Here is a 14,217-nt window from a genome sequence, read left to right as displayed (position 1 = left end):
AAACTTACGACAAGAAATACAAAACCATCAGAGTTGAACCTCAACTCGGTTCCGGCCACCCTCTTTGGCCCGATAAAGCGCCTCATCCGCTCTGGCAATAATCGCCTCTATAGAATCGCCACTCTGCGACAGAGTAAAACCAAAACTGGCACTCACACTGCCCACGTCCTCAAACCCCTCACCGGCAATCTTCACCCGCAACGCCTCCAGCAAAACAGTCACCACCTCAAGATTCGACTCAGGGAAAATAATAATAAACTCCTCCCCTCCATAGCGGCCCACATAATCCGTTTTACGTAAACTGCTCACCAGCAGCTCAGACACCGCGACCAGCACACTGTCACCCGTCTGGTGCCCGAAGGTATCATTCACCTGCTTAAAGTGATCGATATCGAGAATAGACAGACAGAAATCCCGCTCAAACCGCTCTTTCCGGTCCAACTCGATTTGCAGTAGCTCTTCCAGCTTACGGCGGTTAAACAGACCGGTCAGGTTATCCGTCTGCGCGAGCCTCTCCAGTGCCTTATTCTTATCCTCAATATCCCTCTGCGCCTGCTTCAGCAGCTTATTGGCTTTGGTCACTTTGGTGTTCCAGTACATCAGCAGCAACACAATCAGCAACGCCACCAGAACCACTTCCCAGATCAGCTTATAATCGATGCCCTTCTCATATTTGATCGGAATCCACTTATTCAGAATCTTACGGTGCAGCTCATTGGTAATGTTATTCACCGCCTTCTGCAGCACCGCCAGAAGCGTCTCATCATCGTTACGTACTGCAATAGAAAGCTTAAGCTTTTCATTGATCTTGCCGGCAATCTTCAACTCACCGAAATACTGACTCTGGAACTCATAGCCAATGCTGGCCAGGGTATCGATAAAGCCAAACAGCTGACCATCTTTCACTTTATCCAGCCCCTCGTAGATATCATCTACCTCCACAAGCTCGAGCGAGGGATAGCGGCTTCGCAAGATATTCACAAAGGCGTCACCGCGGATAATGCCAACCTTCTCCCCTTCCAGATCCAGAATGTGATTGATGAAAGGCACATCCACCCGGGTCGCCACCACCAGAGGCACTTCCAGATAGCTGCTGGTGAAGTTGAGATAACTTTTTCGCTCCGGGGTTTCCATGCCCAACGCCAGCATGTCACAGCGCCGCTGCTTTATATATTCCAGCGACTGGTTCCAGCTGTTAGTACTGACCAGCTCAAATTTCGCAGACAGCATCTGGCTAAACAGCTGGTAATAATCCGCACTCATCCCTATGTGTTCGCCTTTCTCATTCAGCCCTTCGAAAGGCAGGCCCTTAGGGTTAATGCAGTATTTAATCCGGTTGGTATTTACGTACGCAATTTCATTCTTATTGAGCAGAATATGGCCGCCCACGTATTCTTTAATCGAGCCGATCCATTTATCACTTAATGCCGCTTTTTCCTGCTTCATCATGGCACTGAGCGTCTTCTGAACGATCGAGCTTAACAATGGCAGTTCAGGCTGAATGCCAAAGCGCAGATCTTCCCGCTTAGTATTAGGCAGCGAAAGCTCGCTGGCCAGGGTGATATTCGTGTAAAGGTACTTCTTAATCAGATGGTTAATATTCGGCAGATTCTGCATCAGCGCATCTATCTTGCCGAAGACTAAATCTTTAGTAAGGGCATCATAGCTGTCGTAATACACCAGATTCAGATTACCTACTTTTTTCAGTTCTTCGATATAGAACACATCTTTCAGCACCCCGACTTTCTTACCTTCCAGGCTTTGCAGACCTTTGTATTCACCAAAGTTATCTTTCACAAAGATCATGATCGGAATGTTGTAATAGGGGCTGGTGAACAGGGTAAAAGGCTCGCGGTATTCCTTGTAGGAAATACTGCTGATCATATCCACTTCTTTGTTTTTAAAAGCGTTATAGATTGTGGTCCACTTATCGGTGCGGATTTCAAAGCGCAACCCGGTTTTCTCTGATATCAGCGCCAGCAGGTCATGTTCAAAACCCACCAGCCCGGCACCGGACTTATAAGAAAACGGCGTAAAGTCCGGCATCATCGCAACTTTGATCACCGGATGACTGGCAATGAAGGCCTGCTCTTCTTCAGTCAGCACAACCTCACTGGCCAGCGTACTGAACGAAAGGCACAGCATAAGAAACAATCGGGAAAAAAAGACCTTCATTACAATCCTTGGTATATCACTATTTAAAGGCCAACAGACAACACGAACAGAAGAAATCCGCTCACCGTGCAGGCAGCATTAAATTTACCATTTAGTAAAGTAATTATCCCTACCCCGGCACTCACTCTGATCAGTAAAAAGCCCGACAACTGCTATACCACCAACCATGTACTATAAGTTCTTATAGTTCGAACCAGCCCTCAAAGTCACTGCCACTGCAGCCCCAGATAAATAACGAAAGGAATCAGGTAGCTTGAAACATGATGGAATATTTAAAGAAATATGGATGGATAGCACTCACAGCAGTAATGGCCGATTTTGTTGCTTTCATATATTGGCAAAGCTATCTATCCACAGGATCAATTCATGACTCTAAACATAACTTCACATTTACCGGCGAAGCGGCACACTCTCTGCTTGCCATCATGACCCTGTTCGCAACTGTATGTACGTATTACTTTATAAAATCACTGATACTCTTCCACCGTAACCGCTAAAGCAAAACAGAAATAAAGGAAAAAGAACTCTCTGTTTGCCTCTTCAGAACACCTCACCCACAGTTGGCACCCTGCTTCCCCTTATGCGCAGCCGAGCATCGCAGTTTTAAAATGGAGTAATGCGAGGACTGTCTGAGCGAAGCGGCCATCTGTTTTAAGGAGAGTGCAGCATCCATTTTAAAATGAGAAGCACAGAGCACACGGCGAAGCCGGGCAAGCATTGGGGCGGCCTTTAGATTCTTAAGAACTCTTTTTGACAAGCTTTGGCCGTTACAAAAGTCTTGAGTCGCGTAAGCGAAAAGATCATCCGAAATAAAAATTCAGCACAACAATAGCGACACCAGCCAAACAATCAGCCCACTCAACCCCGAATACACATCTGCATGAAAGCGCTGAGTAACAGTCAAAAGAACAGAATCAAACCAACAACTTCTCAACTGAAGTAGCCAGCTTAAAATCCCGCTCACTCAAGCCACCCACATCATGGGAAGTAAGCGTAATATCCACCGTGTTATAGCAATTAAACCACTCCGGATGATGATTCTGCTTATCACAGATAATCGCCACCGAACTCATAAACCCAAATGCCCGCACAAAACTGCGAAACGTAAACTGCTTAAAAATGGTATCGCCCCGCCGTTCCCACGGGGTTTCCAGTCCGTCGTTCAGGGTGGCCAGTGCAGCTTCAATCTGTGCTTCACTATAGGCTTCCGACAATGCCATGATCCGTCTCCTGTATTGATATATCTGTTAGCTTAGTCAGCCTCAGCCCGGCTTTCACCCGGAGGCAGGTATATTCATTCAGTTTGCCATTGCAGCCACAGAAAGCCCACCGGCGTCAGGCATAAAAAAAGGAGCATCAGTGATGCTCCTTCTTAGTGTTTAACAGACGGTCAGCGATCAGTTTTCCTGAGAAATCGCCTCTCCCTCACCAGTCTGCTTTTTCTCCATGAACAGGGACTTCAGTACTCCCAGTGTCATCAGAATGATCACCACACTGAGCGGCAGTGCCGCAGCAATATTGGCGGTTTGCAAGGCACTGAGGCCGCCGGCCACCAGCAGGGCTGCCGCCACAAAGCCAATAATGATGCCCCAGAACACCCGGAAGGTTTTTGGTGGATGCTCGTTACCGAAGGACAGAATCGTAGTCAGTACCAGGGTACTGGAGTCTGAAGAGGTCACGAACCAGCTCAGCAGCAGGAAGACCATCATGGCAGACAGAATCCAGCCCATCGCGCCGGTACCGGCGATGCCATCAGAGCTGGCAAACAGTGCCGCCGGCAGGTTCCAGGCCATTACCAGATCAATGATCCCGGCGGTGCCCACACCGGCTTCCGCGTACAGTTCCTGATACAGGGCGGTGCCGCCGAAAATACCCAGCCAGACGAAGATGATGATGGTCGGCACCAGCAATACACCGATAACGAATTCACGCAGGGTACGGCCTTTGGAGATACGGGCAATGAACAAACCGATGAACGGCGCCCACGCCAGCCACCAGCCCCAGTAGAATACGGTCCAGCCGTTTTGCCACTTAGCCGGGCCTTCCTCTTCCGGGAACCACAGACCCATCTGTACAAAGCTGCCCAGATAATCCGCAATGGAGTCGCCGAAAATGCCCAGTAACCAGGCGGTCGGGCCGCCAAACAGGAAGAAGGCGACCACCAGAATCGACACCAGAATATTCAGCTCAGAAATGATCTTGATGCCCTTATTTACGCCGGAAAGGGCCGACAGAATCGACACCACGGAGATCATAAAGATCAGGATCAGCTGGGTCATGGTACCCGGATCAACGCCGATCAGGCGTTCCAGCCCTACCGACATCTGGCTGACACCCAGACCCAGCGAGGTGGCCACACCGAACACACAGCCCAGTACACCGAAGATATCCACCGCATGGCCAATCGGCCCGTAGATACGCTCACCGATGAACGGATACAGGGAAGAACGCAGCGCCAGTGGCAGTTTTTTACGGTAAGCAAAGTACGCCAGTGACATACCCACAATCACGTAGACCGCCCAGCCGTGGAAGCCCCAGTGGAAGAAGGTTACCCGCAGAGCATCCACCGCCCGGTCGTAGCCCAGCGCCGTGGCGCCGGCCATGTCCGCATAGGGATTATTCGGGTAGCCGAAGCCACCGCTGTTATCCAGATAGAAGATCGGTTCCGCGACCCCGAAGAACAGGATACCGATACCGATACCGGCGGAGAACAGCATTGAGAACCAGGCGAAATTGCTGAATTCCGGCCGACTGTCATCGTCCCCCAGCCGCACCTTACCGAACGGGCTAACCACAATGTAAAAACACACGGCGATCAGGAAAACCACGGTCACCAGGTAGTACCAGCCAAAGGTGGATTCAATCCAGCTGCGGGCGCTGCCAAATACTGTGCCAGCCAGATCGGTATTCGACCCGGTGAACAGTACAAACAGCAATACCAGTGCCGCTGAAGTGATGGTCATTCCCTTGTGCATATCTTTGAACAGCCCGGTCTGGGCCAGCATATCTGCCCGAAACACCGTACTTTCCGGTGCCGGACTGCGAGAGTCTTGCGACATAACGCATCCTCCATCTTGTTATTTTTGTAGATGAATTAACCTTCCGGTCGGAAGGCAGGAAAGGAAAAAGGCCGGCTTGCGCCGGCAAACTCGCTGATCCGCCAACATCAGGCGAACGGATCAGGCAGGCATTTTCCGAAACGGTTTAACTGTGGTTTACGCCAGTGTGTGGGTATCACCGTCGACGCTGATCACCTGACCAGAGACTCTTCGGCCTCCCTCAGACGCCAGGAACACCGCCATAGCGGCAATGTCTTCAGGGTCCACAAAAGTCTGCATCGAGCACTGGCTCACATAGGCAGCGCGTACTTCGGCTTCTGAGGTGTCGCGGGCGCGGGCTTCGTTGGCAATCACCCGGTCCATCCGCTCGCCTGAGACCGCCCCGGGGCAAATCGCATTCACCCGGATATTGTCGGTACCGCACTCCATCGCCAGAGACTTGGTCAGCCCGGTCACTGCCCATTTGGCAGCCGCATAAGGAGTACGCAGGGGATAGCCCATGATTCCGGCGGTGGAAGATAAATTGATAATGGCGCCGGACTGCTGTTCTTTCATCAGCGGCAGGGCCTGCTTACAGGCGTAGAAGGTGGCATTAAGGTTTATCTGTACGGTTTGCTGCCATGCATCAGAATCCAGTGATTCCAGCACCCCGGCCGGGCCGCCGATACCGGCGTTATTCACCAGCACATCAATGCCGCCCAGTTGCTCAAGACCTTCACGGAAGAAGGCTTCGACCTGAGCTTCATCCCCCACATCTGTCAGGCTGCAGCTGATCTGATCAGACTCCGCCGCCATGGCATTCAGGGCATCCTGATCAATATCACAAATGTGTACCCGGGCACCGGCAGCGACAAAAGCCCGGGCAATTCCCCGGCCAATACCCTGCGCCGCTGCTGTTATAAATACCCGTTGTTGCTGTGACTGCCCGCTCATGAACACCTCCGCCAGCGGCAACTGTCAGTGAAGGCCTCACCTGTCTGTCAGCTGCACGCTTATTGTTATTATCTGCCTGCTAAAGTACCGAAGGCAGCGGCTGAGGTTTTCAGAAAAAACGACTATCTGTTGATAAAAATCGAATATAACCGGACAAAATCGTCAATCTGCGCCTAACGTTCGTGACTGGGTTTGATATTGAAATAGCGCTGATAGCAGCGGCTGAAGTGCGCCACGGAGCTGAAACCGCAGGCAACGGCCACATCGGTCACGCTGTGGCTGGTCTGCTGTAGCATCCAGCGTGCCTGATTGAGCCGTAGGGTACGGTAATAAGTGCCGGGGGTCTGCTGCAGGTAATGTTTGAAAAGCCGTTCCAGCTCCCGGTTAGACACCCCCAGATGCACGGCAATCTCCCCCATGCTGAGGGGTTCTTCAATGTTGTTTTCCATCAGCTGTACCGCATCCGCCAGACGGGGATTACGGCTGTCGAGCCGTTTCTGCAGCGAGGCCCGCTGGGGATCAGAATGGTGTCTTTCATGGGTGACTATCAGTTCATCCGCCACCGTCACTGCCAACCCGTTACCGTGCTGGGTACGGATCAGGTGCAGCATCATCTCCAGCCCCGACAGTGCACCGCTGCAGGAAAACCGTTTTCCGTCCACCACCAGCAGCTCCTGCACCCAGCTCACTCGGGGGTAAACCGCCATCGCAGCAGGCAGATTTTCCCAGTGCATGGTGGTGCGGTAACCGTCCAGTACTCCGGCTGCGGCAACGATATAGGCTGCGGTATCCTGGCTGCCGATCTCGGCACCGTGGCTGGCCTGCTGACGAACAAAACTCAGTAATCCGGGGGTAATGTTCTGTTCCGGGTTATCACCGGCACAGACAATCAGCATCTGCACTTTCCCGACATCCCGGAGGCTGTGCTGGCTCATAATTTCAATGCCGTCACTGCTGCTGATCAGCCCGCCCTGCTCACTGATCAGCCGCCAGCGATACAATTCGCGCTCACTGGTGCGGTTAGCATGACGCAGAGGGTCCAGCATGGAGGTTAAGCCAAACAGGGAAAACCCGGGGACGAGCAGAAAATCTATCTGCTGGGGAAAACTCACCGGCCGATCACCGAACATAATGCACCTCCTGCTCAGGCGTAAATAAACCCACGTGTTTCAGGCCCCGCCTGTCACCGGTATAGCACAGTCTGCCTGGACGATTCCGACAAAACCGCCCAGACAAAACAAGCCTACTAAGATACTGACAAAAACCGACGATCTTTATCTATATACGAATAAAAACATAACACAAGCGAATATATCGACACGATTCCTGCAGAATAAACAGCACTGGCACCGGTACTACAGGCACAAAAAAACCCCGCGTGCGGGGTTTTCTTCAAAACAGACCTTCAGCCCTGCTGCCGGTCTCTTTCAGCCCGGGCACGGAACTTGGCTTTCACCATCCGGGTCACCGACTGAAACGGAAACAGTTGCTGCCGGAACATACCCACCGGCACGTAATCTCCCACCACACCATAGGCATCCGGCCATTCTTTCTGGCCACGCACAGCCGTGCCAAACAGGTAATCCAGAAAGGCAAAGTGGGCGGCATAATTACGGTCAATGGCCGCATCATCAGATGAATGATGCCAATGATGGAATTGCGGCGTCACAATGATGTATTTCAGCCAGCCAAACTTCACATTCACATTGGCGTGGTTAAACACCGCCTGCAGACCCACAATGATCACATATATATCAATCACTTCCTTTGAGAACCCGAGCACGAAAATAGGCGTCAGCACCAGACAGCGGGTAGCGATCAGCTCGAGAATATGCTGCCGGGAACCCGCCAGCCAGTCCATGTGCTTGGCACTGTGGTGCACCGCATGAAAGCGCCACAGCACCGGCACTTCATGATAAGCCCGATGGGCACTGTACTGCACCAGATCCGCCGCCAGCACGATCAGGAATATCTGCACCGCCAGCGGCAGCCCGGCAATAAAATCCTGCACTTCAGAAAACACCGCCCAGCCAAACGCCTTGTGAACAAACAGATTGGTCACCAGCAACACAAAGCCGACAATCAGGTGATTCACAAAGAAGTGGTTCAGATCCCCCTGCCATTCCGGCCGTAAAACAGCCTGCTGACGGTTATGGGGGATCAGTTTTTCAATGAAAATAAACACCAGGGTAGAGCCCAGCAAATCCAGAATGAACCAGTCCATCCCCAGATACAGCGTAGGTGTGGTGAATTCCCCCACCTCAACCTGATGGCCCCCCAGCATGATTGTCAGAATCAGAAACACCCAGGCAAAAGCCCCCATCCGTTTTTGCCGGTTGCGGACAAAGTTAAGCAAGCCAAGGCTGCCCGCCAGCACCATTGACCAGAACATCAGCTGGCGCAGAAACTCCACATCATAGGCCTGCCGCAGTTCGGGGGTAGTGAGGTATTGGGGAAAATGAAATGCCAACACCCCTAAAAATGACAGTACCGCCAGTAAACAGGCGATGTAGCCACTGATATTGCCGGCACCAAACTGAAAGGTATCGTCCTTAAAAATCCTGCTAAGCATGAGAAATCCCTGTGCTTCATAAGTATCAGCCGGATACTTTACCGGAATTATCCGCTAAAACGAAAACAGGCAGCCTCAAGGGCTGCCTGTCATAAACGGCGCGCACTGTGCAGACCGCTAAAAATACCTATGCTCTGGGGCCTACACAAAGCAGTGCTGTGGGCTCCAGCAAACCGGACTGTGGCAATAACTGACATACGGCCACATCATCGAAGCCTCCGACTAAAGTCATGCCCAGCCCCAGCGCGGTAGCCTGCAAATGAATGTTCTGGCTGACGGCACCGGTTTCCATATACACATAGCGTTCACCGCGCCAGCCCCGGGGGGCCTGTTCGGCAAATGCCTGGCGCATACTCTGAATATCCGCCAGCACTACAATCACCGCGGCGGCATCCGCCAGCCAGGGCTGATCACCGATTGCCGCTGCGGCGAATCCCGCACTGCGCTCACCTTCATCCAGAAAATTCAGGCTGTGGCTCGCACCGTTATAACCGTAAACACCGGGAATCAGCCCCCGCACATGGCGGACATACACCTGCAACGACAGCGGGCACAGGCCATTGGCGGAAGGCGCCATGCGTTTCCCGTTAGACGTACCGCCCCGGGTTTTGCGTTCCCCCTGACCGGCCCATAGCAATGCCGATAACTGCTCCAGATTGAGCCCCTGTTCAACGTTAAACGAACGGACTGTCTCACGTTCTTTGAGCACCATCTGCAGGTCACATGGCGGTAATTGCAGTTCCGGTAACGGCTTAATCATCACATTCCCCTGTTTGCTCATGCTTCTGCCAGCTCGCCACAAACCCTAACGGCGGATTCGCCGGTACATGCTGTAACTCAGCACAATAATTACCAATGTTTTCGGCGACTTCCTCAAACCAGCATAACTGTAACTGTTGCCCCAGCGCCGCCTGTAAAATGTCTGCCAGGGTATGCTGAAACCAGTAATTGGGCGTTGCCTCATAGGCTTCGCCGGTAAAGTAATCCAGCCCGGAGGTATCCTCAAAAGGTGCCCGGTTAAAATATGAATACTGCAACAATGGGCCGGCTTCAGTTTCATCGTACATATTCAGCAGCGGGTGAATATCCTCAATGAACAGCTTGCCACCGGATTTAAGAAAGCGATGGCATACAGCCATGAAGCCCGGTAAATCCGGCATCCAGTTAAGTACACCCACTGTCACGATCAGAAAATCAAACCGCTGCGTCAGGGTTTCCGGAATGGCATACACGTTATAGCAGTAAAACTGCATATCCGGATGCCCGGCCAGTGCCGCCAGTTCCTGCGCCTGCTCAACAAAGTTTGCCGCACCGTCAATGCCGGTACACTGCCCCGCGCCCATCTTTTTCACCGACAGCAGATCAATGCCATTATTGCAGCACAGCTGCAAAACCGACTTCCCCTCCAGCGCTTCTTTTTGCAGCAAAGCATGCAAACCGGCATTCAGATTATTAAAGCCGGGCCGCTGAACCTGCTGCCGTAATTCGGCATTCACTCTGGCATGCACCGGCGCTGCCTCATTCCAGGAAGCCAGGGTGCTGCGAATCAAATCCTGATGTTTAGTATCCATACCTACTTCTTTTTACAGGGTTACGGGGCATCTGATAACGACTTTTGCCCCCATTGTGGTTTTTCCTGTGCTTCAGAACTAACTGAAAGAACTGCTTTTATCCTATCCGGCGTTAACAAATCCTGACTCAAAGCTCTTTAATAAAGCTCTTTAATAAAGGTCACTTCCGCCAGCCGGTAGCCCTGCCGGGTATAGCTGTCACGGGCCAGATGGTTGTCTGCCAGCGCCGTCACCAGAATCCGGGCCAGCCCCATATCCCGGCAATGGGCCTCAGCCGCTGCCATCAGCCGGGTCGCAATGCCTTTACCCCGGCATTCCGCAGCCACACAGAGATCTGTCACCAACCCCCAGGTTTTATATTCCGGATACAAATGCAGATCATCCACATGCTCCGACTCAGTGATCACCACCAGAAAACCGCACACCTCTTGCCCCTGCAGTGCCACAAACACCTGACCACCGGACGCTTCACAGGCCCGGCGCAGATAACGGAAATGGCCGGCAGCAACTTCATTACCCGGTGGCCGGTCGCTGCTGAGCTCCCGCTCATAGTCCTGCAGCACGGCCATCAGAGCGACAACACCGTCATGATGTTCCGCGCCGTAAGCCTGAATTTCAGTTGTCACTGCCATTAAAAACCTCTCCCTGTGGATGAAATGTGTACCAGGCGAACCAGAAACTGTTCACCACGGGTAATTCCTGTTCTGTCCCGGCCAGCCAGATCCGGCCGCTGCGCTGTTCCGCATCATAGCGAATGAGCAGTTGCTGTCCGGCAAACGTGTCCCGAACCTCCCCTGAGGCGCCAGCTTTAGCCAGCTCCGCAAACGGATAGGCCTTGAACTGACCGTTCAGTTCCAGCCCCAGCACCCGCTCTTTCGGGTGATAAGCCTGGCTGAGAAATTCCACCGGGAAATACAGATTCGTCGACGTATCATAGTCGCCATAAGGTGAACGGTCATAATTTCGGTTAAAGCCGGTCTCCCGGGATAACACCTGCGTTTCAGGATACTGGGCCAGCCAGCTTTGCCAGGTGGTGTACCAGGACGGCACCATCTGCAGCGCCTGCCCTTTGTACTCCCCCGTTACCGCCCGGTTCTGCAGCTGCGACCAGAGTGACTCGGTCTGGCGGTCATAGAGCAGCACATCACTGTTATAGAGCAAACCGGACACACCGAATGACAACGCGTTTCCCGCAGGGGCCGCCTGATACACAACGCCGGTGCCGCACAGCGGGCAGTAAGTAATCACCAGTGCATTAACCTGCCCTGAGCCAAAACGGTCATTGACGATTTCATGCCAGTCAAGAATCGCAATGGGGTAGGCTTTGGCGATGCCGTTATGCACCACGCCCATTACCCGGGCATCCGGGGCCAGCCATCCGGCCGCATCGGCCTGAGTGAAACGGGGATTATCAATGGAGGGAATACCGTCCCGGGGTGGGCCTCCGGAGAGAATTTTCCGGCTATCCAGCAGGCTGTCACTAAGGTCAAAACCGTTCAGGGTGCGGGCCTGTAACGGCATGCACAAACTGCCGAACAGCACTCCTGTCAGCAAGATCCTGAACCAGAAAAAGCGGTAAAGCGAAGAGATAAATAACGGCATAGGCTGATCCTCCTCCAGGATCATCATATACCGGGCTGCGGCACATGAGTACCGCAGGCAACTGACTACCCGGCTGCGACAGCCCCATCCGGCTGCGGCAGGCGTTCCAGCCACTTCAGCCATACCAGCAGCACAGCTCCCAGCAACATCATTCCTGCCGCCAGATAAAGCCCCTGTGCATAACTGCCACTGCCCGCCGCTAACCAGCCGGTAACCGCCGGTGCAACTATCTGAGCAATCCCGTAAGAAATGGTCATCCGGCCCATCATTTTGGCCGGGCGGGTCGGGTAATAACGGCCGGCCATGGCAAGCACCAGGCTGACCATGCCCACAAAGGTGGCACCGAACAGAGCGGCACCGCAGAGGGCAAACCACAGGCTGCTGCCCAGCAGCGGCAGTACAATTCCTACAATCTGCAACAGACAGGCCAGCAGCAGGGCATACACATCACCGGTGACCCTGGCGACCCGGTCCCAGATAAAACAGGCCGGCATGGCCCCAATGCCCACCAGCATAAAGGTAATACTGCCCTGCCCCTGCATGCCCGGCAGCGCTTCCACGATAGCGCTGATAAAGGTGGCACTCACCGCATAGCCAATACCGGCACAAAAATACGCGGCCATAAACACCCAGATGAACAACCGGCCCGGCGGATTATCCGGCATGGGCTGCCCGGTGGTGGTCATACCGCTGGTATCCGGTGCTGGCATCCAGCGCCAGGCCAGCACAGTTAACACCAGCGCTAGAAGAGTGAGCAGATACCACTGCTGCTGCCAGTCAGCCACACGTACCGTAACCTCCACCAAAATGGCACAACAGGCGATGCCCAGCCCGATACCACCAAAGTGAATGCCCAGCTCACCCCGCTGCCCGTTGCGCATCAGCCAGTTGAGCACCAGCCCGGAGCCCAGCAGCATCCCGGCGGCACTGCTCAGCCCGGCAAAAAATCGCGACACAGCCCAGAGCCACAGATTATCCGTCATCCCCATCATCAGGGTGGTCACCACCGCCACCAGCAGGCCAATGCGGAACAGCCGGTCTTTCAGCTGCAAGTCACTAATCAGCGAAGCGATCACCGCACCACTGAGATAACCCACATAGTTCAGTGCGGCCAGCCAGCCCCCTGCAGCCAGGCTCAGGTCCGTATGCTGCTGCATAATGCCCAGCAACGGGGTGTAGGCAAACCGTGCCACCCCCATGGTAATCACCAGCCCTAACACCCCGGCAGCCAGTACCCGAAACTTTTCTGAAAACTGCAACACTGACCCACTCCTGTAAAGCCATTCAGCACCGGCAGGATTTGCCCATGCGCGGCATACGGTACATAATGCCAACCATCTCAACAAGCGAATCATTTTGATATAAACATTCTGTCTAACAGATATATTGATAATCGAGTAACGAAAAAAACCGACTATGGACCTGCCTGCCCTTCATACCTTTATCAGCGTCATTGAACAGGGCGGCATTCTGGCCGCGTCCCGTCATCTCAATACGGTACAGTCCAACGTCACCTCACGGATTAAACGGCTCGAAGAAACACTGGATACCCAGCTGTTTTACCGTCAGGGCCGGGGGCTGGTGCTGTCCCCTTCAGGGCAGGTACTGGAAAGCTATGCCCGGCGCATGCTGCAACTGGAAATTCAGGCCACCCAGGCGGTCCGGCAGGCGGGCAATCAGAGTGGCGAGCTGCGCATCGGCACCATGGAATCCTTTGCGGCGTTGCGTCTTTCACCGATTTTGCAGCAACTGCGCCATGACCATCCAGGCCTGCAGCTACAGATCAGCACCAACACCACCGCCGATCTGATACAGGATGTGCTGCAACATAAGCTCGACTGCGCCTTTGTGGGTGGTCCGGTAGAGCACCCGGATATTCAGGTCAGTCAGGTAATCGAAGAAGAACTGGTACTGGTAAGCAGTAATCAGTCCGGCACGCCGGCAATTTCCCAGTTACCGCTGATCCTGTTCAGAGACGGCTGCGCTTACCGTACCCGGGCACTGAACTGGCAACGGCACAGTGGTAATCACACACAGCAATTAATGGAAATGGGCAGTCTGGATGGCATTCTCAGTTGCGTCGCTGCCGGCCTTGGTTGCACCCTGCTGCCGGCGGCAGTGGTTGCGGCCAGCAGTCATCATCCGGCGCTGCACACGGAACAGCTTCCCACCGAACTGGGACGCGTACCGACACTGATGATTCAGCATAAAGATGCGCTACCACTGCCCGCCCTGAAGGACTTAAGTGTGCAGGTCAGCCAACTGCTATCTGAACAGGCTGTCTGAGTCAGACCGGCAAACCACA

Annotated in this window: 13 protein-coding genes; 2 read left to right on the top strand and 11 right to left on the bottom strand. The window is 53.5% G+C overall.

Annotated elements, in window-relative coordinates; translation table 11 throughout:
• Nucleotides 1-27: 27 nt before the first annotated feature.
• On the bottom strand, nt 28-2,175 hold the full coding sequence (locus JYB63_RS19110) for a transporter substrate-binding domain-containing diguanylate cyclase (protein WP_205659524.1): 2,148 nt from the start codon (nt 2,173-2,175) through the stop codon (nt 28-30).
• Between the two features lie 260 nt (nt 2,176-2,435).
• Here JYB63_RS19110 and JYB63_RS19105 point away from each other — a divergent pair, with 260 nt between their 5' ends.
• Entirely contained in the window at nt 2,436-2,672 is a 237-nt protein-coding gene (locus tag JYB63_RS19105; protein WP_205659523.1) for a hypothetical protein, read from the top strand.
• Between the two features lie 417 nt (nt 2,673-3,089).
• On the opposite strand, the gene JYB63_RS19100 is transcribed toward JYB63_RS19105, so the two are convergent.
• The 10 genes from JYB63_RS19100 to JYB63_RS19055 all read right to left on the bottom strand — a co-directional run bounded on the left by JYB63_RS19100 (nt 3,090) and on the right by JYB63_RS19055 (nt 13,174).
• Nucleotides 3,090-3,395 carry a 4a-hydroxytetrahydrobiopterin dehydratase gene (locus JYB63_RS19100; protein ID WP_205659522.1) on the bottom strand — a complete coding sequence of 102 codons (306 nt, stop codon included), beginning with the start codon at nt 3,393-3,395 and terminating at the stop codon, nt 3,090-3,092.
• Between the two features lie 177 nt (nt 3,396-3,572).
• Nucleotides 3,573-5,234 carry a BCCT family transporter gene (locus tag JYB63_RS19095; protein ID WP_205659521.1) on the bottom strand — a complete coding sequence of 554 codons (1,662 nt, stop codon included), beginning with the start codon at nt 5,232-5,234 and terminating at the stop codon, nt 3,573-3,575.
• Between the two features lie 156 nt (nt 5,235-5,390).
• Nucleotides 5,391-6,167 (bottom strand): SDR family oxidoreductase, encoded by a 777-nt coding sequence (locus JYB63_RS19090; RefSeq protein ID WP_205659520.1) that lies wholly within the window; start codon nt 6,165-6,167, stop codon nt 5,391-5,393.
• 173 nt (nt 6,168-6,340) lie between these two features.
• The gene (locus JYB63_RS19085) at nt 6,341-7,297 is read right to left on the bottom strand and encodes a GlxA family transcriptional regulator (RefSeq protein WP_205659519.1); all 957 of its coding nucleotides are present in this window, start codon (nt 7,295-7,297) and stop codon (nt 6,341-6,343) included.
• A 275-nt stretch (nt 7,298-7,572) separates the two neighbouring features.
• A complete protein-coding gene (locus JYB63_RS19080) occupies nt 7,573-8,739 on the bottom strand; it encodes a sterol desaturase family protein (RefSeq protein ID WP_205659518.1) in 1,167 nt (388 codons plus the stop codon).
• A 127-nt stretch (nt 8,740-8,866) separates the two neighbouring features.
• Nucleotides 8,867-9,499: a SagB family peptide dehydrogenase gene (locus JYB63_RS19075; RefSeq protein WP_205659517.1), complete on the bottom strand. Its 633-nt coding sequence runs from the start codon at nt 9,497-9,499 to the stop codon at nt 8,867-8,869.
• A complete protein-coding gene (locus tag JYB63_RS19070; protein WP_205659516.1) occupies nt 9,492-10,310 on the bottom strand; it encodes a class I SAM-dependent methyltransferase in 819 nt (272 codons plus the stop codon). The genes JYB63_RS19075 and JYB63_RS19070 overlap by 8 nt, the downstream gene beginning before the upstream one ends.
• Nucleotides 10,311-10,447: 137 nt before the next feature.
• On the bottom strand, nt 10,448-10,942 hold the full coding sequence (locus JYB63_RS19065) for a GNAT family N-acetyltransferase (RefSeq protein ID WP_205659515.1): 495 nt from the start codon (nt 10,940-10,942) through the stop codon (nt 10,448-10,450).
• Nucleotides 10,926-11,912, bottom strand: a complete 987-nt coding sequence (locus tag JYB63_RS19060; RefSeq protein ID WP_243432072.1) for a DUF3179 domain-containing protein — start codon at nt 11,910-11,912, stop codon at nt 10,926-10,928. Before JYB63_RS19060 ends, JYB63_RS19065 begins: the two co-directional genes overlap by 17 nt.
• A gap of 65 nt (nt 11,913-11,977) precedes the next feature.
• Nucleotides 11,978-13,174, bottom strand: coding sequence for a YbfB/YjiJ family MFS transporter (locus JYB63_RS19055; RefSeq protein WP_336510908.1), 1,197 nt, complete (start codon nt 13,172-13,174; stop codon nt 11,978-11,980).
• A 154-nt stretch (nt 13,175-13,328) separates the two neighbouring features.
• On the opposite strand from JYB63_RS19055, the gene JYB63_RS19050 reads away from it, so the two are divergent.
• Nucleotides 13,329-14,198 carry a LysR family transcriptional regulator gene (locus tag JYB63_RS19050; RefSeq protein ID WP_205659513.1) on the top strand — a complete coding sequence of 290 codons (870 nt, stop codon included), beginning with the start codon at nt 13,329-13,331 and terminating at the stop codon, nt 14,196-14,198.
• The last annotated feature ends 19 nt before the right edge of the window (nt 14,199-14,217 follow it).

Origin of the sequence: Aliamphritea spongicola (assembly GCF_017051665.1) — a bacterium.
Classification (GTDB): domain Bacteria; phylum Pseudomonadota; class Gammaproteobacteria; order Pseudomonadales; family Balneatricaceae; genus Amphritea; species Amphritea spongicola.
Note: the sequence above shows the minus strand (reverse complement) of the source record. Positions and strands in the feature narration are given on the sequence as shown.

Coding starts and splice junctions, on each gene's coding strand:
- JYB63_RS19070 (WP_205659516.1), bottom strand. CDS start 10,310: ATGGATACTAAACATCAGGATTTGATTCGCAGCACCCTGGCTTCCTGG.
- JYB63_RS19050 (WP_205659513.1), top strand. CDS start 13,329: ATGGACCTGCCTGCCCTTCATACCTTTATCAGCGTCATTGAACAGGGC.
- JYB63_RS19110 (WP_205659524.1), bottom strand. CDS start 2,175: ATGAAGGTCTTTTTTTCCCGATTGTTTCTTATGCTGTGCCTTTCGTTC.
- JYB63_RS19080 (WP_205659518.1), bottom strand. CDS start 8,739: ATGCTTAGCAGGATTTTTAAGGACGATACCTTTCAGTTTGGTGCCGGC.
- JYB63_RS19075 (WP_205659517.1), bottom strand. CDS start 9,499: ATGATTAAGCCGTTACCGGAACTGCAATTACCGCCATGTGACCTGCAG.
- JYB63_RS19105 (WP_205659523.1), top strand. CDS start 2,436: ATGATGGAATATTTAAAGAAATATGGATGGATAGCACTCACAGCAGTA.
- JYB63_RS19065 (WP_205659515.1), bottom strand. CDS start 10,942: ATGGCAGTGACAACTGAAATTCAGGCTTACGGCGCGGAACATCATGAC.
- JYB63_RS19085 (WP_205659519.1), bottom strand. CDS start 7,297: ATGTTCGGTGATCGGCCGGTGAGTTTTCCCCAGCAGATAGATTTTCTG.
- JYB63_RS19095 (WP_205659521.1), bottom strand. CDS start 5,234: ATGTCGCAAGACTCTCGCAGTCCGGCACCGGAAAGTACGGTGTTTCGG.
- JYB63_RS19060 (WP_243432072.1), bottom strand. CDS start 11,912: ATGCCGTTATTTATCTCTTCGCTTTACCGCTTTTTCTGGTTCAGGATC.
- JYB63_RS19100 (WP_205659522.1), bottom strand. CDS start 3,395: ATGGCATTGTCGGAAGCCTATAGTGAAGCACAGATTGAAGCTGCACTG.
- JYB63_RS19090 (WP_205659520.1), bottom strand. CDS start 6,167: ATGAGCGGGCAGTCACAGCAACAACGGGTATTTATAACAGCAGCGGCG.